This window comes from Actinopolymorpha sp. NPDC004070 (assembly GCF_040610475.1).
GTDB lineage: Bacteria > Actinomycetota > Actinomycetes > Propionibacteriales > Actinopolymorphaceae > Actinopolymorpha.
Genome location: NZ_JBEXMJ010000004.1, coordinates 365,689 through 387,731, shown reverse-complemented (window position 1 = coordinate 387,731; position 22,043 = coordinate 365,689). Strand labels below are relative to the sequence as shown.

Here is a 22,043-nt window from a genome sequence, read left to right as displayed (position 1 = left end):
CCGTTCGACTCCGGAGCGTTCTCCCGTGATCACCGTAAGCAGTCTCGAACTCCGCGCCGGCGCGCGGCTTCTCCTTTCTGATGTCTCCTTCCGGGTCGCCGCCGGCGACCGGGTGGGTCTGGTCGGCCGCAACGGCGCCGGCAAGACGACCCTGACCCGGATCCTCGCCGGCGAGGGCCAGCCCGCCGCCGGCACCGTCACCCGGTCCGGCTCGGTCGGGTATCTCCCGCAGGACCCCCGTACCGGCGACCTCGAGGTCACCGCCCGCGACCGCGTGCTGTCCGCGCGCGGCCTGGACCAGGTGGTCGAGCAGCTTCGCTCCGCCGAGCTGGAGATGGCCGGGGTCGGCGCGAGCAGCGCCGGGACCGCCGGCACCGACCGCGCGATGCGGAAGTACGCCCGGGCCGAGGAGGAGTTCCTCGCCCGCGGCGGGTACGCCGCCGAGTCCGAGGCCGCGCAGGTCACCGCGAGCCTCGGTCTGCCCGAGCGGGTCCTGGCCCAGCCGCTGCGCACCCTCTCCGGCGGTCAGCGGCGCCGGATCGAGCTGGCCCGGATCCTGTTCTCCGGCTCCGACACCCTGCTCCTCGACGAGCCGACCAACCACCTCGACGCCGATTCGGTCACCTGGCTGCGGGAGTACCTGCGGTCCTACAAGGGCGGCCTGGTGGTGATCAGCCACGACGTGGGCCTGCTCGAGGCGACTGTCAACCGCGTCTTTCACCTGGACGCCAACCGCGCCGAACTGGACGTCTACAACGTCGGGTGGCGCACCTACCTCGACCAGCGTGAGACCGACGACCGGCGGCGCCGGCGCGAGCGCACCAACACCGAGCGCAAGGCGAACGCGCTGATGGCCCAGGCGGACAAGATGCGGGCCAAGGCGACGAAGGCGACCGCGGCCAAGAACATGGCCCGCCGGGCCGAGCGGATGGTCTCCGGGCTGGAGGCCGAGCGCAAGGCCGACCGGGTGGCCAAGATCCGGCTGCCCGAGCCCGCTCCCTGTGGCAAGACGCCGTTGACAGCGCGCGAGCTGTCGAAGTCGTACGGCTCGCTGGAGGTCTTCGGCGACGTCGATCTGGCCATCGACAAGGGCAGCCGGGTGGTCGTCCTCGGGCTGAACGGCGCGGGGAAGACCACGCTGCTCCGGGTGCTGTCCGGGGTGGAGAAGCCCGACACCGGCGAGGTCGTGCCGGGCCACGGGCTCCGGCTCGGCTACTACGCCCAGGAGCACGAGACCCTCGACACCACTCGTACCGTCCGGGAGAACATGCTGGCCGAGGCGCCGCACCTCACCGACACCGAGGCGCGCAAGGTGCTCGGCTCGTTCCTGTTCTCCGGCGACGACGTGGACAAGCCGGCCGGGGTGCTCTCCGGCGGGGAGAAGACCCGGCTGGCGCTGGCCCGGCTGGTGTGCTCGAGCGCCAATGTCCTGCTGCTGGACGAGCCGACGAACAACCTCGACCCGGTGTCGCGGGAGGAGATCCTGGGCGCGATCCGGTCCTACAAGGGCGCGATCGTGCTCGTCACCCACGACGAAGGCGCGGTCGAGGCGCTCGAACCCGAACGCGTCCTGCTGCTCCCCGACGGCGTCGAGGACCTGTGGAACGCCGACTACGCCGACCTGGTGTCGCTCGCCTGAGCCGGCCTCGACGAGACGCCCGATTTCCGCCATTGGGACGACATCACCGGATTGCGAATCGGTAATCAGGGCGATCAGATCTTGCCGACGCGCATGGTCCGACCGATCATCGGGCATTGGTGGGTTGATCGAATGCCGTGCGGCTCTGCCATGTGAGCCGAGGGCAACCGCCAACTCGCCAGCGGAGGCAAGCGTGGTCGAGACATTGAAGAAGGGCGTTCGGGTCACCGGACCACAGCGGGACAAACTCGCCGCGGATCTGAGACGAAAGTACGACGGAGGCAAGAGCATCCGCACGATCGCCCAGGAGACCGGCCGTTCCTACGGGTTCGTGCACCGGTTGCTGAGCGAGTCCGGGGTGCGGCTTCGCAGCAGGGGCGGAGCGACCCGGGCCAAGAAGGTGCGGGCCTGAAGCCGCGCCGCCGTACGCACCCCGTCAGACGCGAGGAACAGACGTACGGAGGCGGGCCACGGCCTTGGGGCCGCGGGGGACACCAGGGAGCTGGGCCGGTCTCTGCGAGATCATGACGCCCTGACGCACGAACCCCCTGGCCGGGGAAGACATTCGCCGGCCAGGGGGTTCACTGTGCGGACCGTTGTCTAGGAAGGGATACCGCGCCTTGAGCATGCACGGTGGTGGCTGGGGCACGATGCGTTCCTTCACCCGGGACCGCTCGGCGGCCCGGCGGCGCCTCGCGCCCGGCACGATCCGGCGGATCGCGGCATTCGCCCGTCCCTACGCCCGGTTCGTCGTCGGCCTGACGGTGTTGCTGGCCGTGGACGCCGCCGCGGGCGCGGTGACGCCGTTGATCTTCCGCGAGATCATCAACAACGGTGTGCTCGGCAGGGACTCCGGGCTGGTGGTCCGGATGGCCCTGGTGGTCGCGGGCATCGCCGTGCTGACCGGCGCCCTCGGCCTGGTCGAGCGCTACTGCGGCGCCCGGATCGGCGAGGGCCTGATCTTCGACATGCGCTCGCGGGTGTTCGCGCACATCCAGCGGATGCCGCTGGCGTTTTTCACCCGTACCCAGACCGGGGCCCTGGTGTCCCGGCTCAACAACGACGTGCTCGGCGCGCAGCAGGCCTTCACCTCCACACTGTCGAACGTCGTGAGCAACCTCCTCACCGCGGTGTTCACGCTGAGCGCGATGTTCGTGCTGTCCTGGCAGATCACGCTGGTGTCCCTGGTCATGCTGCCGCTGTTCCTGCTGCCGGCGCGCTGGCTGGGACGCAAGCTGCAGGCGATCACCCGGGAGTCCTACGACCTCAACGCGCAGATGAACGCCATGCTCACCGAGCGGCTCGGCGTGTCCGGCGCGCTGCTGGTGAAGCTGTTCGGCCGGCACGAGGCGGAGGACGAGGCGTTCGGGCAGCGCGCGGCCAGGGTCCGCGACATCGGGGTCACCCAGGCGATGTACAGCCGGGTGTTCTTCACCGCGCTGATGCTGGTCGCCTCGCTGTCGGTGGCGCTGGTCTACGGCTGGGGCGGCGTGCAGGCGGTGGCCGGTGCGCTGAGTGTGGGGACGCTGGTGGCCCTGACGGCGTACCTCACCCGGCTGTACGGTCCGCTGACCGCGCTGTCCAACGTGCACGTCGACATCATGACCGCGCTGGTGAGCTTCGAGCGGGTGTTCGAGGTGCTCGACCTCGAGCCGCTGGTGAAGAACCTCCCCGGCGCCCACGACCTGCCGGCGGACGTGCCAGCGAGCATCGAGTTCGACCGGGTGAGCTTCGAGTACCCCCGCGCCGCCGACGTCTCACTGGCCTCGCTGGAGACCGTCGCCGTCCTCGACCAGACCGTCTCCACCCAGGTGCTGCACGAGGTGTCGGTGCGGGCGGAGGCCGGCCAGCTGGTCGCGCTGGTCGGGCAGTCCGGTGCGGGCAAGACCACGATGACCCACCTGGTCACCCGGATGTACGACGTCACCGCGGGCGCCCTGCGCGTGGGCGGCATCGACGTCCGCGACCTCACGCTGGAGTCGCTGCGGGACGCGATCGGCGTGGTCACCCAGGACCCGCACATGTTCCACGACACCATCCGGGCCAACCTGCTCTACGCCAAGCCGGACGCAGGCGAGGAGGAGCTGGTCGAGGCGCTGCGGGCCGCGCAGATCTGGACGCTCGTCAGCGGTCTGGCCGACGGGCTGGACACCGTGGTCGGCGAACGCGGTTACCGCCTGTCCGGCGGGGAGAAGCAGCGGCTGGCGATCGCGCGGCTGCTGCTCAAGGCGCCCCGGATCGTGGTCCTGGACGAGGCGACCGCACATCTGGACTCGGAGTCGGAGGCCGCGGTGCAGAAGGCGCTGTCGACCGCGCTGGCCGGCCGGACGTCACTGGTGATCGCGCACCGGCTGTCGACCGTACGCGACGCCGACCTCATCGTCGTGCTGGACGAGGGCCGGATCGCCGAGCGCGGCACCCACGAGCAGCTGCTGGCAGCGGGTGGGCTCTACGCCGAGCTCTACCGAACCCAGTTCGCCATACAGGGACAGGCGCAGGGCACGCTGTAGCGCGTCTTTCCGGCGGACTTCCCGCGTCGCTCAGATCGCGCGGGTGGCGCCGCCGTCGACGGAGACCGTCGTACCGGTCATGTACGACGCCACCGGGGCCAGCACGAACGCCGCCACCCGGCCGAACTCCAGCGGCGCGCCGTACCTCCGCAGCGGGATCTCCGCCTCACGCCGGCGGCGGTATGCCTCCGGGTCCGGGCTCTGGTCGGCGATCTCGCGGGTGCGTTCGGTGTCGAAGCTGCCCGGCAGCAGGGCGTTGACCCGGACCCCGGCCGGTCCCAGCTCGTCGGCCATCGTCTTGGCCAGCCCGGCGAGGCCTGGGCGCAGGCCGTTGGAGATCGCCAGCCCCGGAATCGGAGAGCGCACCGAACTCGACAGGACGAACGCGATCGAGCCGCCGTCGCGGCAGGCCGCGGCGACCGAGCGCGCGAGCCGCAGGCCCCCGAGGAACACCGACTCGAACGCCGACCGCCACTGCTCGTCCTCGGCGTCCATCGCGGTGCCGGGCGCCGGACCACCGACGCTGATCAGCGCGCCGTCCAGCCGCCCCCACTTGGCCATCGCGGTGGCGACGAGGCGTTCGGCCGAGGCGGGATCGGCGTTGTCGGCCGCGACACCGACGGCACGCGCGGTGCCCAGGCTCGCCGCGGCGCGTTGCACGCCCTCCTCGCTGCGCGCGGAGATCACCACGTAGGCGCCCTCCGAGACCAGCACCTCCGCCGCCGCCCGGCCCAGCCCACGACTGGCACCACTGAGTAGGAACACCCGGTCCCGTACGCCAAGATCCACGATGCCTCATCTTTCCTCATGACGGTCACGCCATGCGTACTGACACGCTGGGTGGTCCGACCAGTCTGGGTGTTCGGGAGCGCCGGGCAGGAATCCGTCACGGCGGGTGTGCTTCGGAGCGGCAGCGGAGGCGGGTCCGGCTGCGGCCGGTCGCCGGAACCACCGCGTCCTCGCGTACGGTCGGTGGCATGTCTGGTGGCATGTCTGGTGGCACGTCCGGTGGCACGTCCGGCGAAGACCGCTCCGTGGGCGGGTGGCTGCGCACGGCCGGCGCGGTCACCGTCCTCACCGGCGCCGGTATCTCCACCGACTCCGGCATCCCGGACTTCCGCGGCCCGAACGGCGTGTGGACCCGCGACCCGAAGGCCGAGCGCCTGTCCACCCTGCAGGACTACCTCGCCGACCCGGAGGTACGCGCCGAGGCGTGGCGACGCCGGCTGGACCATCCGGCCTGGTCGGCACGTCCCAACGCCGCCCACGAGGCGCTGGCCCACCTGGAGCGGGCGGACCTCGTGACCTCGGTCGTCACGCAGAACATCGACGGGCTGCACCAGCGCGCGGGCTCGCGGCGGGTGATCGAGATCCACGGCACCATCTGGTGGGTCACGTGTGTGGACTGCGGCCTTCGTACGCCGATGCGCGACGTGCTCGCCCGGGTGGAGGCCGGCGAGGCGGACCCGCGCTGCCTGCGCTGCGGCGGTATCCAGAAGTCGGCCACCATCTCCTTCGGGGAGTCGCTGGACCGCGCGGTGCTGCTGGCCGCGCAGGAGGCGGCGCGCACCTGTGACCTGCTCCTCGCGGTCGGTACGTCGCTGCAGGTCCACCCGGCGGCCGGGTTGTGCGACGTCGCGCTGCGGGCGGGCGCTCGGCTGGTCGTCGTCAACGGCCAGCCGACGCCGTACGACGAGGAGGCCTCGGCGGTCCTGCGTACTCCCATCGGCGAGGTCCTGCCCCGCCTCGCCGCCGCCGCAACCGGCTAGGGATACCCCGGAAACCGCCCGGGCCTTGCCTGTCGGAGGCGTGCCCTAGGGTTCGACGCACTCCGCGAACTCCGCGAACGCCGCGGCAGAAGAGACCCGGACGGACCCCAGGGAGCGCCATGACGCACGCCGTGCCCTCGAGCCGACGCCCGACACCCGCACAGCTGGCCTGGCAGCGCGCCGGGATGGGGATGTTCTGTCACTTCGGCATCAACACGTTCTTCGACAAGGAGTGGAGCGACGGCACGCTGCCGGCCTCGGGGTTCGCGCCGACCGACCTCGACGCGCGGCAGTGGGTGGACACCGCCGCCGACGCCGGCATGCGCTACGTCGTGCTCACCGCCAAGCACCACGACGGGTTCTGCCTGTGGCCGACCGACACCACCGACTACTCCGTCCGGTCCTCGCCGTGGCGGGGCGGGCGCGGGGACGTGGTCGAGGAACTCGCCCAGGCCTGCCGGGACGCGGGTCTCGGCCTCGGTCTCTACCTGTCCCCGTGGGACCGCAACGCCGCCTGTTACGCCGACCCGGCCGCCTACGACGACTTCTACGTCCGCCAGCTGACCGAGCTGTGCACGAGGTACGGCCCGCTGTTCGAGGTGTGGTTCGACGGCGCCGGCTCGGAAGGGCGCGTGTACGACTGGGGCCGGATCATGGACGTGGTCGACGAGCACCAGCCGGACGCGATGGTGTTCAACATGGGCCGGCCCACGATCCGCTGGGTGGGCAACGAGGACGGGCTGGCCGCCGACCCGTGCGACTACGTCGTCTCCGCGGTCGAGGGCGACCCCGGTGGCGAGGGTGGTGACCGGGCGTGGCTCGGCGAGGGCCGCTACCTGCCACCGGAGTGTGACGTGCCGATCCGGCGGCACTGGTTCTGGCAGAGCGACGACCTGGCGACGCTGAAGAGCCTGGAGCACCTGCTGGCGATCCACCACCGCTCGGTGGGCCTCGGCGCCGGCCTGCTGCTGAACGTCCCGCCCGACCGCCGCGGGCTGCTGGACGAACACGACCGCGCCCGGCTGGGCGAGTTCGGCGCAGAGCTGCGGCGGCGGTTCGGATCGGGGCGGCCGGGCGTGCTGACCGCCGAGCCGGACCCCGGCACCGATACCGCCACGGATACCGGCACGACGGTCGTGCGGGTCGACCTCGGTGCGCGGACGTCGTTCGACCACGTCGTTCTCGGGGAGGAACTCGCGGCCGGGCAGCACGTCACCGGGCACGAGGTGCTCGTCGGCGGGACCGTGGTGGCGGCCGGCGGCACCATGGGGGTGCGCCGCATCCACGCCTTCGACGAGGTGACCGCCGACCGGCTGGAGATCCGGCTCAGGGGAGCGGGCGCCGCGATGGCCGAGGTCACCGCACACCGGACGGGAGTGACCCGGGCGCCCGCACTGGAGGAACAGCCGGACATCTCCGCGCAGAAGGTGGACGCGCCGGCGACGTGACCCGGCGACGTGACCCGGCGCCGTGACCCGGCGCCGTGACGGCAGGCCCGGCGGCGGCTTCGGACCTTCGCGAGGCCGTCCGAATCGGCCGGGAGGACCGGAAAACCCCCTGGAGCCGGCCGGGCTGGCTCGGCATACTGGGCACGGACGAGAGCCGTCCCCGTATCGGTGCAACGACACCGACCGGGCGGCGTGAGCAGCCGGCTGAGCGAGAAGGGTCGAGCGATGCGGGTCGGGCAGCGAGCTAGGTGCGCCGAGCTGGGCGCCGAGGTCCGTCTTCGCTGACTCCTCGACCGGCCCTCGGTCCGGCTCGGCGTGAACGCGATTCCCGTTCGCTCCGCCGATCCCACGAACCGAGGGCTTTCTCGTGCGCACCGTCGACATCCGCCGTACCTTCCTGAACTTCTTCACCGACCGCGACCACCAGGTCGTGCCGTCCTCCTCCCTCGTCACCGACGACCCCACCATGCTTTTCACCACCGCCGGCATGGTGCAGTTCAAGCCGTACTTCCTCGGCACTTCCACCCCGCCCTGCTCCCGGCTCACGTCGGCGCAGAAGTGTGTGCGGACCGTCGACATCGACGGGATCGGGCACACCGACCGGCACACGACGTTCTTCGAGATGCTCGGCAACTTCTCCTTCGGCTCCTACGGACCGGACGAGGTGGTGCCCTGGGCGTACGAGTTCCTCACCGAGCGGCTCCGCCTGGACCCCGGCCGGCTGTGGGCGACCGTCTACCGCGACGACGAGGAGACGTCGGCCCGCTGGCAGCGGCTCGGCATCCCCTCCGACCGCATCCAGCGGCTCGGCATGGCCGACAACTACTGGTCCACCGGCGGGCCCGGCCCGTGCGGGCCGTGCACGGAGATCTTCTACGACCGCGGCCCGGAGTTCGGCGGGGAAGGCGGCCCGGCGGCGGCCCCCGACCGGTTCCTCGAGGTCTGGAACCTCGTGTTCATGCGGCACGTACGTGGCGAGGGTGGCACCGGCGACGACTTTCCGATCGTCGGTGACCTGCCCCAGGCGTGTGTGGAGTCCGGGCTCGGCGTCGAGCGGGCGGCGGTGGTGCTGCAGGACGCGCCCCACATCCACCGCACCGACGCGTTGCTGCCGGTGCTGTCGAGCGTGCTCGGCCGGGCGTCCGCGTCGCGCACCCGGTCACCGGAACTGTCCGCCCGGATCGTCGTCGACCACGTGCGCGCGGCGGCGTTCCTGCTCGCCGACGGCGTCCTGCCCGGCCCGGACGGCCGTGGTTACGTGCTGCGCCGGCTGGTACGCCGGGCGGTTCGGCACGCGCGCCTGCTCGGAGTCGAGTCGCCGCTGCTCGCCGACCTCGCGGACCAGGTGGTCGACACGCACGTGGAGTCCTGGCCGGAGCTTTCCGGGCACCGCGCGCTGGTCCGGCAGGCGATCGCGCACGAGGAGGAGGCGTTCGGCCGGACGTTGACGCACGGCACCCGGCTGCTGGACACCGCGATCCGGCGGGCGCGGGCGGAGTCCTCGGGCTCCCCGGGCTCCCCGGAGTCCACCGAGTCCCTGGGATCGGCGCGGCCGTCGGGGCGACCCGCGCTGTCGGGCCGTACTGCGTTCGAACTCCATGACACGTACGGCTTCCCGGTCGACCTCACCGTCGAGGTGGCGGCGGAGGCGGGACTCGGGGTCGACACCGACCGGTTCGCGGCGCTCATGGCGGACCAGCGGGAACGCGCGCGGCAGGCGCGCACCTCGGCGTCCGGCGACGTCGACGTGCCCTACCGCGCGCTGGCCGAACGACAAGGGCCGACCCGGTTCGTCGGCTACGACCGTCACCAGGCGGACGGCACCGTGCTGGCGTTGGTGCGCGACGGCCGCGAGCTCGCGGTGGCGACCGAGGGGGAACGGTGCACTCTCGTCCTGGACCGAACGCCGATGTACGCGGAGTCCGGTGGCCAGGTGGGCGACACCGGCACGATCCGCGTCGGGTCCGGGTCCCGGGGGTCGGACGGTGACACCAGGCTGCGGGTGCTGGACACCAGGCGCGGACCCGGTGGCCTGCACGTCCACGAGGTCGAGGTGGTCCACGGCGAACTCCGGCCCGGTGAGCCGGCGCGGTCGACGGTCGACGTGCAGCGCCGGCAGGCAACCGCGCGTTCGCACAGTGCGACGCACGTCCTGCACGCGGTTCTTCGTGAGCATCTCGGCGACCATGCGCGCCAGCAGGGCTCGCTGGTGGCGCCGGGACGGTTGCGGTTCGACGTGTCCCACTTCGCGCCGCTGGACCCCGACCAGCTGCGGGCGGTCGAGGACGAGGTCAACCAGCGCCTGCTGGCCGACCCCGAGGTGCGCGTGTGGGAGGCCAGCCAGGACGAGGCGCGGGCGGCGGGTGCGATCGCGTTGTTCGGCGAGACGTACGGCGAGGTGGTCCGGGTCGTCGACATCGGCGACTTCTCCCGCGAGCTGTGCGGCGGCACGCACGTCGGGCACGCGAGCGCGGCAGGCCCGGTGCGGATCGTCGGGGAGTCCTCCGTCGGTGCCGGGGTACGCCGGCTGGAGGCGCTCACCGGGCTGGACGCGCTGCGGTACGCCGACCACGAACACCGGCTGCTGGAACAGATCCAGGACCTCCTCGGCGGGTCCGGCCGGTCGGGCAGCGGTGGGCCGGGCCGGTCGGCGGACCGGATACTCGACCAGCTCCGGCGCCGGTTGTCCGACCTGGCCCAGGCTGAACGCGAACTCGGCCGGCGCCGGCGGGCGGACCTGCTGGCGGGTGCGGACCGGCTGCTGAGCCGTCGTCGCGACACCGCGTCCGGCGGCTGGCTGGTGGCGAGCCGGGTGGACGAGCGCGGCGGGGTGGCGGGTGGTGCGGATCAAGGCGACCTGGATCAAGGCGACCTGGATCAAGGCGACCTGGATCCGCGGGACCTGGACCTGCGGGAACTGGCGCAGGCGGTCCTGGAACGCGGCCCGCGGGACCGACCAGGCGGCGTCGTCCTCGCTCGCGCGCTCGACGGCCGGGCGCAGCTGGTGCTGACGGTCGACCCGTCGTCGGCGGGCCGCGGCACTGCCAAGGAGCTGTTGACACCGGCGGGGCGGGCGATCGGTGGCGGCGCGGGAGGCAACGGTTCGTTCGCCCACGCGGGTGGCCGTGACGTCGACCGGTTGGACACCGCGCTCGCGCTGGCGGCCGACCGGCTGACCGACCACCTCGGCGCGACCGCCTGACCGCCTGACCGCGGCGTTTGCCCAAGCTGGGAAGACTTGTGGGTGCCATAAGCCCCATTGGTCTTCCCAGCTCGCCGCGATCTCGTGGTTCGGACGGCTTGCGGCGCGATCCCGCGAAGGGCGGCGCTTCGGTCCAGCGCTCCGGTCCAGAGCTTCGGCATTCTTCCGCGGAAGAATGCCGAAGGCGTTCGACGGACGCGAGGATTCTTCCGCGGAACAATGCCGGGCGCCCTAGCCCGCCAGGGGGGTGCCGAGGGCGCGTCAGACGCATGTCGGCGCGGCGACGGGGAGGACCGACACTGATATGTTCCGCCGGATGACGACGATCGAGCCGCCCGACGGTCACTGGAGCCTGCGCCTGCCGCGCAAGCGCGAAGCCTCAGGTGCGTTGTTCTTCGACTCGGCCGGCCGCGTGCTCGTGGTCAAACCGACCTACACCGACGGGTGGGACTACCCCGGCGGTGTGGTCGACGCCAATGAGGCTCCGTACGCTGCCGCAGCCCGGGAGGTGAAGGAGGAACTCGGCCTGACCCGGCCGCTCGGCAGGCTGCTGGTCGTGGACTGGGAACCCCGCACCGAGGCCATACCGATCGAAGGGCTGATGACCGTGTTCGACGGCGGAGTCCTCACCCCGGAAGAAATCGCGTCGATCACACTTCAGGAAAGTGAACTGGGCGCCTTCGACTTCTGGTCCATCAGGCAGGTCCGGGAGATGCGTCCAGCGCTCTACGGACGCCGCATCAGTGCGGCCATGCGGGCCAGGAAGACCGGCGCCGTCGCCTATCTGGAGAACGGATATCCGCCCGTCTCCTTCTAGCAGGATGCTCCGGTGTCCATGGGAAAGTCGGACGCCGGTCGGGATGTCCAGCCCCACCATGGGGAGCGCCGGAAGAATCGCCTCACGCCGCCGGCGCGGCGTGGTTCGGGTCGCAGCGCACCGGGGTCGCGCCGTTCAGGTGCAGAGCCGAGTTGATCAGGGCGATGTGGCTGTACGCCTGCGGGAAGTTGCCGACCATCCGGCGGTGGCGCGGGTCGTACTCCTCGGCCAGCAGACCGACGTCGTTGCGCAGGTCCAGCAGGCGGCAGAACAGGTCGCGGGCGTCTCGTTTCCGCCCGATCATGGCCAGGTCGTCGGCCAGCCAGAACGTGCAGGCGAGGAAGGTGCCCTCGGTGCCCGGCATCCCGTCGGATCCGCGTTCGCCGCCCTCGTCGCTGGGATAGCGCATCACCAGCCCGTCGCGGGTGAGCTCGCGCTGCACGGCCTCGATAGTGCCCACGACGCGTGGGTCGTCGGGCGGCAGGAAGCCGACCTGCGGGATCAGCAGCAGCGCGGCGTCGACGTCGCGGGATCCGAACGACTGGGTGAAGGTGTTGCGGTCGGCGTCGTACCCCTTCGCGCACACCTCACGGTGGATCTCGTCCCGGACCGCCCGCCACTTCCCGACCGGGCCGCGCAAGCCGTAGTCCTCGACCGCCCTCACCGCGCGGTCCATCGCCACCCAGGCCATCACCTTGGAATGGGTGAACGGCCGGCGCGGACCGCGAACCTCCCAGATCCCCTCGTCGCGGTCGTGCCAGTGCTCGCTGAGGTGGGAGATCAGCACCGCCTGCAGCGACCACGACTCCTCGTGCGGGTCGAGGCCGGCCCGGCGGGCCAGCGCGAGGGCGTCGATCACCTCGCCGTACACGTCCAGCTGAAGCTGGTCGACCGCCTTGTTCCCGACCCGGACCGGGCGGGAGTCGTCGTAGCCGGAAAGCCACGGCAGGTCGTACTCCAGCAGCCGGCGCTCACCGGCCACGCCGTACATGATCTGCAGGTCGGCGGGCGATCCGGCGACCGCGCGCAGCAGCCACTGACCCCACGCGGCGGCCTCCTGGTCGTACCCGCTGCGGATCAGCGCGGACAAGGTCATGGTGGCGTCGCGCAGCCAGCAGTAGCGGTAGTCCCAGTTGCGGCTGCCGCCGATGTCCTCGGGCAGGGAGGTGGTGGCCGCCGCCACGATGCCGCCGGTCGGCTCGTACGTCAGCGCCTTCAACGTCAGCAGCGAACGCAGCACCGGCTCCCGCCAGGGCCCGTCGAAGGTGGACTGCCCCGACCACGCCTTCCACAGCTCCTCGGTGTGGGCGAGTTCCTCGTCGGCGTCGACCGGGGTGGGCGGCGGCAGGTGGGACGGATGCCAGGTGAGCACGAACCGCACCCGGTCGTTCGCGCTCACCTCGAAGTCGGCGTACGTCGCGAAGTCCCGGCCGTACGTGTGGACGTCGGAGCGCAGCCAGACCGCGTCCGGACCGGCGACGGCGGCGACCTGCTGGTCGATCTTGCGAACCCACGGGACGACAGCGCCGTAGTCGAACCGCAGGCGAAGGCAGCTGCGCATCGGCACCCGCCCGGAGACGCCCTCGACGATGCGGACGATATCGGGCGCCTGGTCCCGCGGCGGCATGAAGTCGATCACCCGGACCGCGCCCTCGGGGACCTCCCACTCGGTCTCCAGGATCAGGGTGTCGCCGCGGTAGTGCCGCCGCGCCGCGCGCGCCGAGCCGCCGCGGGGCCGGATCGTCCAGTGGCCGTTGTCGTCGTCACCGAGCAGGGCGGCGAAGCACGCGCCGGAGTCGAAGCGGGGGAAGCACAGCCAGTCGATGGAGCCGGACCTGCTGACCAGGGCGGCGGTCTGCATGTCGCCGACGATGGCGTAGTCCTCGATGGGTGCCGCCATGCCACGCTCCTCACGGCCTCAGGTGGAACGCCGCGCGCTGTCCTCGTCCTCCAGTGTCGCGCTCCTCCCCGAGTGCCCGCGAGTGCCGGGCGAACCGGGCGGGCCGGGGCGCTCGGGCGGTCCGGGGGTGCGTCCCGGGGGCGTACGTCCGGGCGCGGTGCGGCCGGCCGGTCGGCGCGGTTCGTTCGGTTCGACCCGCATGTTCCGGAGCCGTTCGCGCAGCCGCCCGTCGTGCGCCTCGTCGTACGCGAGGAAGATCGCACCGGCCACCGCGATCAGCGCGAACATGTACCACTGGAACGCGTACGCCAGGTGTGGTCCCTCCGACAGCTCCGGCGGCGGCAGCATGTGGGGGAGATCGGCGCGCTGGGCGGGGATCTGGCGGGCGAGTTCGACGTAGTCGCCGAGCAGGGGGTACGGCATCACTGCCGAGATCGCGCGGACCTGGATGAACCGGACCTGTCCGTCGTTCACCGGCACCTGCTGGTCGGTGGCCTCGCTGGCCCGGACCCGCGCGATCACGGTGACCTCGCCGGTGGGCGGGGCGGGTGCCTTCGGCGCGTTGGTGGAGCGGAGGCTGGGAATCCAGCCCCGGTTGACCAGAACGGCGTACCTCGACCCGTCCAGCCGCAGCGGGGTGAGGACGTTGAAACCCGGCTCGCCCTGCAGCGGGCGGTACCGGACCAGGATCTGGTGCGCGGCGTCGTAGGTGCCGCGCGCCTTAACCTGGGCGTACTCCCTGGCCGAGCCGACCGACCGGCCGGGCACGAGCACGTCGGCGACGGGGCGGGCGGACACGCCGGAGTTGCTGGTGATCAGGGCGTTGTGTGCGCGGCGCGCCTCCAGGCGGTGCAGCTGCCAGCCGGCGAGTTCGACGCACACGGTGGCCGCGATCACGACCGCGACCATCATGGCGAGCCAGCGTGGCCGCAACAGGAAGCGGTACACGATGAACGACGCTAACCGAACCAGCCCGGCGGCCCTCCCATCGGGGTGGCGGCGGCCGGCTTCGAGTCCGAGGGGGAGACCGCCTCGCGGTCTCGTTCGGCTCTCGCTCGGGGTCCGGCTCGGGGTCCGGCTCGGGTCCGGCTCGGGTCCGGCTCGGGTCCGGTTCGGATCCGGCTCGGGTCCGGTCGCGCGCGCGAGGCCGCGAGCCGGGGGCGACTGTCGGTGGTGTGACCTAGGCTGGGCGAATGGTCCCGCAACTACTGGACTCCTTCGGCCGGGTGGCAACCGACCTGCGGGTCTCCCTGACCGACCGGTGCAACCTGCGCTGCACCTACTGCATGCCGGCCGAGGGTCTCGCCTGGCTGCCCGGGCCGGAGCTGCTCACCAACGACGAGGTCGTCCGGCTGGTCGAGGTCGCCGTCTGCCGGCTCGGCGTTCGGGAGGTCCGCTTCACCGGGGGCGAGCCACTGGTCCGGCGCGGCCTGGTCGACATCGTTTCCCGTACGGCGCGACTCTCGCCCCGGCCTGAGATCTCGCTGACCAGCAACGGGATCGGGCTCACCCGGCTCGCGGCACCCCTGCGCGAGGCCGGGCTGGACCGCATCAACGTCTCTCTCGACACTTTGCGCCCGGACACCTTCGCCCGGCTGACTCGTCGCGACCGGTGGAACGACGTGGTCGACGGGCTGGCCGCCGCGGCCGACGCCGGGCTGACCCCGGTGAAGGTCAACTCCGTGCTGATGCGCGGCACCAACGACCACGAGGCGCCCGACCTGCTGGCCTGGTGCCTGGAGCGCGGTTACGAGCTGCGGTTCATCGAGCAGATGCCGCTGGACGCCCAGCACGGCTGGGACCGGAAGACCATGGTCACCGCCGACGAGATCATCGAGCGGCTGGAGGCCCGGTTCAGCCTGGTGTCCGACGACCCGAGCCGGCGGGGCAGCGCACCCGCCGAGTCGTTCCTCGTCGACGGCGGGCCGGGGCGGGTCGGGGTGATCGCATCGGTGACCAGGCCCTTCTGCGGCGACTGCGACCGCGTACGGCTCACCGCCGACGGGCAGGTCCGCAACTGCCTGTTCGCCCGGTCGGAGTCCGACCTGCGGACCGCTCTTCGGGCAGGCGCCGACGACGCCGAGCTCGCCAGGCGCTGGCAGGACGCGATGGCCGGCAAGCTGCCCGGGCACGGGATCGACGACCCCAGCTTCCTGCAACCAGCCCGCCCCATGTCCGCCATCGGCGGCTGACACCAGGCGGGAGCCCCGTTGTCAGCCGGGGGAGAAGGGTTCCACCTCGCGCAGGAAGCCGCGGGCGGACAGGAAGTCGGACAACTGGGCGCGGTGCGCGTCACACGCGAGCCAGGTCTTGCGGCGTTCCTCGGTGTGGATGCGCGGATTGTTCCAGCGCAACGCCCACTCGGCGGGCGCGGAGCACCCCTTGGCCGAACAGATCGGCTCGTCCTCGACGACGCTCTCGGTCACGACCTCACCTCACCGCGCGACCACCGCGCCTGCCACGCCGGGCCCGCGCAGCCGGACCGGCAGGGCCGACTCAGCCCCACAGACGCTCGGCTGCGAAGAGTAGCCGAGAGTGGCCACATCAGGCGGATCGGCTCACGCTGAGTCATAATTAACGGTCCGTAGAAGACAAGAAGCGATGCCGGGCAGCCACGGGGGAAGCCGCCCGGCATCGCATCACGTCGCACTCCGACGGGGGAAGCGGAGCGCGCAGAACGAGTCTGGCACGAAGGCACCAGGTAGGTCTAGCCGGTCCTCACGTTATTTTGCGGGGGGACAGGGTGCTCCGGAGGTGCTGGAAGCTCCAGCCGGTGATCAGCCAGGTAGGCCGGTGGCGGCGCCTTGGTCCGCTCCCGACCGGCGTTGGCGATCACAACCGCGATGTACGGCAGAAAGACGGCGGCCACGATGAGCAGCCATCGGGCGATGCCGTGAGTGACGAACGCGCCCACGAAGCAGAGCGTTCGCACCCCCATGGAGATCAGATATCGCACCTCCCGGGAACGGACATCAGCCTTCAGGCTGCGCGGGGCCCCCGAGATCCGGAACACGCCCTGATCCGACTTCTGGTTCATTCCACCTCCCGCACCTGATCCACGGTACGCGTGTCCACCGACAGGTCCCACCGGCGAGCGGCGCTCCGACGGCCCCGATGGCCCGTCGACTGCGCCGATCACCGTGCGCCTACCCCCTCAGGACCACTCCGAGCGCCCGAACGTGACACCGGTGGGCCCGAACGTGACAGATGTCATGCCGGGACCAGGATCACCGGCGCAGGCAGGCACGCCGGCCGACCGGCACCGTGGACTCCGTGCAGACGACACCATCGCGTACGGCACGGTCCCGTACGAATCCCTCCCGTACGTCACGCCGGCGGACGGCCTCCCCGGGCGCGGCCCCGGCCACCACCGGCATGGCGGTCCACCTGTCCGGTCTGGTGAAGAGCTACGGCGACGTCCACGCCGTGCGCGGTGTGGACCTCGACATCGCACCCGGTGAGGTCGTGGCGCTGCTCGGCCCCAACGGCGCCGGCAAGTCCACCACCCTCGACATGCTGCTCGGCCTGGCCCGCCCCGACCAGGGCTCGGTCGCGTTGTTCGGCGCCGAGCCCCAGCAGGCCGTGGCGCAGGGCCACGTGGGGGCGATGCTGCAGGCCGGGACGCTGCTTCCGGACGCCACCGTCGGCGAACTGGTCGGGATGTTCGCCGCCCTGCACCGAGCGCCGCTGCCGGTGCAGGAGGCGCTGGAGCGGGCAGGCATCGCCGACCTCGCGGACCGGCCCACCGGCAAGCTGTCCGGCGGCCAGGCCCAGCGGGTGCGGTTCGCGCTGGCGGTCGTACCCGATCCGGTCCTGCTCGTCCTGGACGAACCCACCGTCGGCATGGACGTGGAGTCCCGGCGCGCCTTCTGGGCCTCGATGCGCAACCTCACCGCTGCCGGGCGGACCGTGCTGTTCGCCACGCACTACCTCGACGAGGCCGACGACTACGCGGACCGGGTCGTGCTGATGCGGGCCGGCCGGATCATCGCCGACGGAACCGCCGCCGAGATCAAGAACCAGGTGAGCGGCCGGCGGATCAGCGCGCGGCTCCCCGGCGCGGACGAGGCCAGGCTTGGTGGTCTGCCCGGAGTCTCCGAGGTGGCGGTGCGCGGTGACCGGGTGACGCTGCACTGCACCGACGCGGACGCCGCGCTGCGCGCGCTGCTGTCGACGTATGAGCGGGCCGGTGACATCGAGGTCCGCAGCGTCGACCTCGAGGACGCTGTGGTCGCCCTCACCTCCGGCGCGGACGACCAGAGCAACGACGCCCACGCCGACGCACCCCACACCGACACACCCCGTACTGACGAAGCCCGCAGCCGGGACGACCAGGAGAGCCGGTCATGACCACGCGCTACCTCATGCTGGAGGCGCGCCGCGCCTACCGGAACAAGCGGTTCCTCATCTTCACCCTGGCGATGCCGGTGGTGCTGTTCCTGATCTACGTCCAGATGTACGGCAAGGGAGACATCAACGGGGTCAGCGTCAAGGCGTACCTCATGGTCTCGATGGCGGCGTTCGGCGCGATGAGCGGAGCCATGTCGGCGGGTACGCGGATCGCGCTGGAACGCCAGAGCGGCTGGAACCGCCAGCTCCGGCTGACGCCGCTCAGGCCCGTCTCCTACCTCGTGGCCAAGGCGGCGGTGGCGATGCTGGTGGCCGTGCCCTCGGTCGTCCTGGTCTACGCCGCGGGCGCGCTGGCCGCCCACGTCCGGCTCAGCCCGCAGGAGTGGGCGGTGTCGGCGGTCGGGCTGTGGCTGGCGCTGATCCCGTTCGCGGTGATCGGGATCGTCATCGGGTACGTCGCCTCGCCCGACAGCGCGCAGGCGATCTTTCCTGCGACCTTCATGACCCTGTCGCTGTTCGGTGGCATCTTCATCCCGGTGGAGGCGATGCCGAAGCTGATGGCGAACATCGCGCAGGTGCTCCCGTCGTACTGGCTCGGGATCATCGGGCGCAGCCCGCTCGGTCTGGCCGGGTTCGAGTGGAAGGCCGTGCCGGTGTTGCTGGCCTGGACCGCGGTGCTCACACTGATCGTGGTGCGGCGCTACCGGGTCGACACCGCCAGGGCGTGACCTGCCGAACACCTACCGAAACCGGAGTCGAGAAGCGTGACCCCAGCCGTCAAGGGCGAGGACGCGGCACCTGTCCGGCCGGACACCGGCCGCCCGGACACCGGCCGCCCGGTGGCCGCGTCCTCCGGTGCCGGCTCCGCGGACGTCACGGTGCCGGGCGACTCCCCGGAGCCCGCGGTGATGCGGCGGAGCCGCCTGGGGCGATGGCGTGGCATCTTCGGCGCCGCCCTGTGGCTGGTCTTCATCGCCTCTCCGGTGTCGACGGCACTGAAGCGCAATCCCGCGTGGGAGTGGCAGCTTCTCGTCGCCGTGGTGACCGTGGCGTTCTGCGCGACCTACGTCGCGATCTTCCGGATGGTGCGCCGGGACGCCGAGCGCCGGCACGCGCTGGCCTGGCTGGCGACGCTGGCCGCGCTGGCCGGCGCGTTCTGCTTCCTGGCGGGTGAGGACGGCCTGTTCTGTCTGGTCTACGTCGCCGCGGGTGGTGCCGCGGCGCTTCGTGGGCGCACGTCGGCATGGTGGACGGCGGGCTGCGTCGCCGCGACGATCGTGCTGCCGCTGGCCGTGCCGGGATGGAACCTCACCCCCGAGGGCACGATGTCGGTGCTGCTGGGCGCGCTGGCCTCCACGGCGTTCGTCAGCCTGCTGCGGCGCAACTGGGAGTTGCGCGAGGCCCAGGGCGAGATCGCCCGGCTGGCGGTCGCGGACGAGCGGCTGCGTTTCTCCCGCGACCTGCACGACATCCTCGGGCACAGCCTCACCGTCATCACTGTCAAGGCGGAGTTGGCAGGGCGGCTGGTGGAGCAGGCGCCCGACCGGGCCGCCGGTGAGATCGCCGACGTCGAACGCCTGGCCCGCGAGGCGCTGGCCGACGTCCGGGCGACGGTCGCGGGATACCGTGCCACCAGCCTGGCGGCCGAGCTGAGCCAGGCCCGGCACACGCTGGAGTCCGCCGGCATCACCGCGGTGCTGCCGAACTCCGCCGACGAGGTGACCGGCCCGCCACGCGAGGTGTTCGGATGGGTGGTGCGTGAGGGCGTGACGAATGTCGTACGCCACAGCGGGGCGGCGACCTGCACCGTACGGCTGACACCCACCAGCGTGGAGGTCGTCGACGACGGGATCGGGTCGCTCGCGGGCAGGGGGTGGAACGGCAGGATCCGGAACGGCCATGCACCGGACGGCCCCGCACCGGTGGAGCGTGCGTTCAACCTGTCCGACGGCTTCGACGAACCCGCCTCCTCCCACGGGCTGGTCGGCCTGGCCGAACGCGTGCGGGCCGCCGGTGGCAACCTCACCGCGGGCCCGCTGCCCGACGGCGGGTTCGCGTTGCGGGCGGAGGTGCCCGCATGAGCGAGCAGATCCGGATCCTGCTCGCCGACGACCAGCACCTGGTCCGCGGCGCGCTCGCCGCCCTGCTGTCGCTGGAGGCCGACCTGGAGGTGGTCGCCGAGGTGAGCCGCGGCGACGAGGTGGTGGACCGGGCACGGGAGACCAGGCCCGACGTGGCGTTGCTGGACGTGGAGATGCCCGGCGCGGACGGGATCACCGCCACCCGGGAGCTGCGGACCGCACTGCCGGACTGCCGGGTGCTCGTGGTCACGACGTTCGGCCGGCCCGGGTACCTTCGCCGGGCGCTCGCCGCGGGTGCCAGCGGGTTCGTGGTGAAGGACACTCCCGCCTCCCAGCTCGCCGACAGCATCCGCCGGGTGCACCAGGGGCTGCGGGTGGTGGACCCGACGCTGGCGGTGGAGTCGCTCACCGCGGGGGAGAGCCCGCTGACCGCGCGCGAACGCGACGTGCTGCTGGAGACCCGCGGCGGCGGGACGGTGGCCGACATCGCCCGGGCACTGGTGTTGTCGGAGGGTACGGTGCGCAACCACCTGTCCAGCGCCATCGGCAAGACAGGCGCGCGTACCCGCGCGGAGGCGGTCCGGATCGCCGACGCCAACGGCTGGCTGTAGAAGCTGCAGACCCTAGGAAAGCGTTCCGGCGTACGCCGGAAGCACGATCCGCGACGCCGCCCGGCCGCCGCGGTGGACGGTCTGGTCACCGGCCGGGCAGAGGTCGAACCTCGGGTAGTTGGACGACGCGATCTCCACCCGGATCCGGTGTCCGGCCCGGAACGTCATCGCGGTCGACCCGACCGTCACCTCCACCTCGGTGCTCCCGCCCGCCGGTAGCTCCACCCGGCGAACCGAGTCGGCCACCGACATCGCGGTGCCGTCCGGGTGCACGTCCACCAGCTTCACCGTCACGTCGGCGACCGGCGCGGTCGACTCGAACACCACGTGCGCGCGGACCGTGCCGAGCACCGTCAGGTCCTGGCTGAGCACGTCGCCGGTGTAGACGAGGACGTCGGGCCGGCGCTCCAGGTCGCGCTGGTCGCGGGGACCGGCCTCGGGCAGGACCGGATGCAGGGTGCGCCCGCCGTTGGTGGGCACCGGATCGGCCGGGTCGTGGCGGTAGCGGTCAGCCCCGGACTCCTGCGGAACGGGCCGGTCCAGCCGTCCGCCGGCGGCGAGGTAGAACGCGGTCTCGTGGGCGGGCGGCGGCCAGGTCGGCAGATCGAGCCACCGGTTGGCGCCCATGACGTAGACGCGTACGCCGTGCGGCACCTCCCCACCGGCCAGGCCCGCGCCCAGGAAGCCGGCCTGCTCCTCGTACAGCCCGTTGAAGTCGCCCATGGCGGCCACGCCGAAGTCGAGCTGCCCGGTCGTCCGCCGCAGCATCGACATGTGCGACCACGGCCCGACGACCAGCCGCTGGCGGCGGGCGGCCCGCCCGTCGGCCCCGGCCAGTAGCGAGTAGCCGGCGATGGTGTTCTCGCAGAACAGGTCGTGCCAGCCGGCCAGGTGGTAGCCCGCGACGTCGGTGCCGGCCCCGTCGAGAGCGGGGGAGGCGTCGAGCTCGGCCCACGGGCCGTTCCCGTCCGCATCACCTGAGCTCGGCTGCTCCTGCGAACTGCCAGAGCCCAGCCAGCGTCGCCATTCCGGGCTGATCGCGGTCAGCGTCTTCTCGGCCTGGGCGATCGAGGCCGGCCAGGTGTCCAGTGCCTCGATCGACGCCTGGCGTACGCCGTCGCCGAGGTTGTTGCCGATCGCGCCGAGCCCCAGCGTCCAGGAGGAGAAGACGCCGAGCTGGAGCGCACCGCCCTCGTAGGCGACCGACCGGATCGACGGCCCGGCCACAGCCGGCGCGACCACCCGCAGGCCGGCGGGCCGGTCGGCCAGGGCGAGCCACTGGGTGAAGCCGTTGTAGGAGGCGCCGATCATCGCGACCGCGCCTGCCGACCACGGCTGGGTGGCGCACCAGGCGACGGTGCACGCGCCGTCCTCGCGTTCGGTCCGGAACGGCGTGAACCGGCCGGCGGAGTCCCAGCGCCCGCGGACGTCCTGGGTGACCACCGCGAACCCGAGCCGGGCCAGGCCGACCGCGTCGTGGGCAGCCCGGGCCGACGCCCGGCCGTAGGGCGTGCGGACCAGGACGACCGGGTGCCGCTGCCCGTCGTCGGCGACCGTCACGTCGGTCGCCAGCGCGGACCCGTCGGCGGCGGTGACGGTGGTGTCGAGGGTGAGGACGCGCGAGGCCGAGATCACGTGGGGAGCCTACGGTCGCGGCGCCGGATGGAAGGGGGCCCGGCGGCCCGGCTGTCCGGGCCTGGTCGCCCGGGTCCCCAC

At 72.2% G+C, this 22,043-nt stretch carries 18 protein-coding genes; 12 read left to right on the top strand and 6 right to left on the bottom strand.

Annotation, left to right across the window (positions count from 1 at the left end; translation table 11 throughout):
• Positions 1-25 precede the first annotated feature (25 nt).
• The 3 genes from ABZV93_RS10585 (at position 26) to ABZV93_RS10575 (ending at position 4,149) form a co-directional block, all read left to right on the top strand.
• Positions 26-1,639, top strand: coding sequence for an ABC-F family ATP-binding cassette domain-containing protein (locus tag ABZV93_RS10585; RefSeq protein ID WP_354933243.1), 1,614 nt, complete (start codon positions 26-28; stop codon positions 1,637-1,639).
• A 193-nt stretch (positions 1,640-1,832) separates the two neighbouring features.
• Positions 1,833-2,051 carry a helix-turn-helix domain-containing protein gene (locus ABZV93_RS10580; protein ID WP_092655998.1) on the top strand — a complete coding sequence of 73 codons (219 nt, stop codon included), beginning with the start codon at positions 1,833-1,835 and terminating at the stop codon, positions 2,049-2,051.
• A gap of 214 nt (positions 2,052-2,265) precedes the next feature.
• Positions 2,266-4,149, top strand: a complete 1,884-nt coding sequence (locus tag ABZV93_RS10575; protein WP_354933338.1) for an ABC transporter ATP-binding protein — start codon at positions 2,266-2,268, stop codon at positions 4,147-4,149.
• A 30-nt stretch (positions 4,150-4,179) separates the two neighbouring features.
• On the opposite strand, the gene ABZV93_RS10570 is transcribed toward ABZV93_RS10575, so the two are convergent.
• The gene (locus tag ABZV93_RS10570) at positions 4,180-4,938 is read right to left on the bottom strand and encodes an SDR family oxidoreductase (protein WP_354933241.1); all 759 of its coding nucleotides are present in this window, start codon (positions 4,936-4,938) and stop codon (positions 4,180-4,182) included.
• 188 nt (positions 4,939-5,126) lie between these two features.
• Between ABZV93_RS10570 and ABZV93_RS10565 the strand changes: the two genes are divergently transcribed.
• The 4 genes from ABZV93_RS10565 (at position 5,127) to ABZV93_RS10550 (ending at position 11,385) form a co-directional block, all read left to right on the top strand.
• Positions 5,127-5,918, top strand: a complete 792-nt coding sequence (locus tag ABZV93_RS10565) for a Sir2 family NAD-dependent protein deacetylase (protein WP_354933239.1) — start codon at positions 5,127-5,129, stop codon at positions 5,916-5,918.
• Positions 5,919-6,037: 119 nt separating this feature from the next.
• On the top strand, positions 6,038-7,366 hold the full coding sequence (locus tag ABZV93_RS10560) for an alpha-L-fucosidase (protein ID WP_354933237.1): 1,329 nt from the start codon (positions 6,038-6,040) through the stop codon (positions 7,364-7,366).
• Positions 7,367-7,733: 367 nt separating this feature from the next.
• A complete protein-coding gene (gene alaS, locus ABZV93_RS10555; protein WP_354933235.1) occupies positions 7,734-10,568 on the top strand; it encodes an alanine--tRNA ligase in 2,835 nt (944 codons plus the stop codon).
• 316 nt (positions 10,569-10,884) lie between these two features.
• A complete protein-coding gene (locus tag ABZV93_RS10550) occupies positions 10,885-11,385 on the top strand; it encodes an NUDIX hydrolase (RefSeq protein ID WP_354933233.1) in 501 nt (166 codons plus the stop codon).
• 82 nt (positions 11,386-11,467) lie between these two features.
• Here ABZV93_RS10550 and ABZV93_RS10545 read toward each other — a convergent pair whose 3' ends face one another.
• Complete coding sequence (locus ABZV93_RS10545) at positions 11,468-13,285, bottom strand: glycoside hydrolase family 15 protein (protein WP_354933231.1); 1,818 nt, start codon at positions 13,283-13,285, stop codon at positions 11,468-11,470.
• 18 nt (positions 13,286-13,303) lie between these two features.
• Entirely contained in the window at positions 13,304-14,233 is a 930-nt protein-coding gene (locus tag ABZV93_RS10540; protein WP_354933229.1) for an SURF1 family protein, read from the bottom strand.
• 245 nt (positions 14,234-14,478) lie between these two features.
• Here ABZV93_RS10540 and moaA point away from each other — a divergent pair, with 245 nt between their 5' ends.
• On the top strand, positions 14,479-15,477 hold the full coding sequence (moaA, locus tag ABZV93_RS10535) for a GTP 3',8-cyclase MoaA (RefSeq protein WP_354933227.1): 999 nt from the start codon (positions 14,479-14,481) through the stop codon (positions 15,475-15,477).
• Positions 15,478-15,498: 21 nt separating this feature from the next.
• Here the strand turns inward: moaA and ABZV93_RS10530 are convergent, their stop codons facing one another.
• Together ABZV93_RS10530 and ABZV93_RS10525 are read right to left on the bottom strand one after the other, a co-directional pair.
• Complete coding sequence (locus tag ABZV93_RS10530; protein ID WP_354933225.1) at positions 15,499-15,711, bottom strand: hypothetical protein; 213 nt, start codon at positions 15,709-15,711, stop codon at positions 15,499-15,501.
• A 281-nt stretch (positions 15,712-15,992) separates the two neighbouring features.
• Complete coding sequence (locus ABZV93_RS10525) at positions 15,993-16,322, bottom strand: DUF3099 domain-containing protein (RefSeq protein WP_354933223.1); 330 nt, start codon at positions 16,320-16,322, stop codon at positions 15,993-15,995.
• Between the two features lie 236 nt (positions 16,323-16,558).
• Between ABZV93_RS10525 and ABZV93_RS10520 the strand changes: the two genes are divergently transcribed.
• The 4 genes from ABZV93_RS10520 to ABZV93_RS10505 are packed head-to-tail and all read left to right on the top strand — an operon-like array spanning position 16,559 to position 20,327.
• On the top strand, positions 16,559-17,635 hold the full coding sequence (locus tag ABZV93_RS10520; RefSeq protein ID WP_354933221.1) for an ABC transporter ATP-binding protein: 1,077 nt from the start codon (positions 16,559-16,561) through the stop codon (positions 17,633-17,635).
• On the top strand, positions 17,632-18,363 hold the full coding sequence (locus ABZV93_RS10515) for an ABC transporter permease (protein WP_354933219.1): 732 nt from the start codon (positions 17,632-17,634) through the stop codon (positions 18,361-18,363). The genes ABZV93_RS10520 and ABZV93_RS10515 overlap by 4 nt, the downstream gene beginning before the upstream one ends.
• A 36-nt stretch (positions 18,364-18,399) precedes the next feature.
• Positions 18,400-19,716, top strand: coding sequence for a sensor histidine kinase (locus ABZV93_RS10510; protein WP_354933217.1), 1,317 nt, complete (start codon positions 18,400-18,402; stop codon positions 19,714-19,716).
• Positions 19,713-20,327, top strand: a complete 615-nt coding sequence (locus tag ABZV93_RS10505; RefSeq protein WP_354933215.1) for a response regulator transcription factor — start codon at positions 19,713-19,715, stop codon at positions 20,325-20,327. Before ABZV93_RS10510 ends, ABZV93_RS10505 begins: the two co-directional genes overlap by 4 nt.
• A gap of 12 nt (positions 20,328-20,339) precedes the next feature.
• Here ABZV93_RS10505 and ABZV93_RS10500 read toward each other — a convergent pair whose 3' ends face one another.
• Positions 20,340-21,962: a CocE/NonD family hydrolase gene (locus ABZV93_RS10500; RefSeq protein WP_354933213.1), complete on the bottom strand. Its 1,623-nt coding sequence runs from the start codon at positions 21,960-21,962 to the stop codon at positions 20,340-20,342.
• Positions 21,963-22,043 lie beyond the last annotated feature (81 nt).